Source organism: Citrobacter sp. VF227 (genome assembly GCF_052950715.1).
Genome location: NZ_JBRFVF010000212.1, coordinates 1 through 552 on the forward strand (window position 1 = coordinate 1; position 552 = coordinate 552).

Genomic DNA, 552 nt, shown 5'->3' on the forward strand with positions numbered 1-552 from the left:
ACTCGACACCGCGCAGCGGGCTCTCGTGGTTGAACAGGATGCCGTTCGACGCGTGCAGCCCGAAGCTCTCGCGGTAGTTGATGGTCATACAGTGCGCGTAGAGCTTGGCCACGCCGTAGGGCGAGCGCGGGTAGAACGGCGTCGACTCGCTCTGCTTGGCCTCCTGGATCAGGCCGAACATCTCCGAGGTCGAGGCCTGATAGTAGCGCGCCTGGGGTGCCGCCGAGCGCAGGCATTCCAGCATGTGCACCGCGCCGAGGCCGGTGACCTGTCCAGTCAGCAGCGGCTGCTGCCAGGACGAGGTCACGAACGACTGGGCCGCGAGGTTGTAGATCTCGTCGGGCTTGGCCGCCTGGACGATGCGCAGCAGGGCGGACTGGTCGAGCAGGTTGCCGTCGACCAGCTCGACATCGTCGAGGATGCCGAGCCATTTCAACCGGTGATCGAACACGCCGGCATGGCTGGAGCGCCGCACGATGCCGGTGACGGCGTAGCCCTTCTGCAGGAGCAGCTGCGCCAGATACGCGCCGTCCTGGCCCGTCACTCCCGTGA

Annotated in this window: 1 protein-coding gene; it reads right to left on the reverse strand. The window is 66.7% G+C overall.

Going from position 1 to position 552, the window contains the following annotated elements; genetic code table 11:
- A partial coding sequence (locus ACU8YC_RS25950) for a GDP-mannose 4,6-dehydratase (protein ID WP_446896106.1) occupies nucleotides 1-552 on the reverse strand: 552 nt, incomplete at both ends.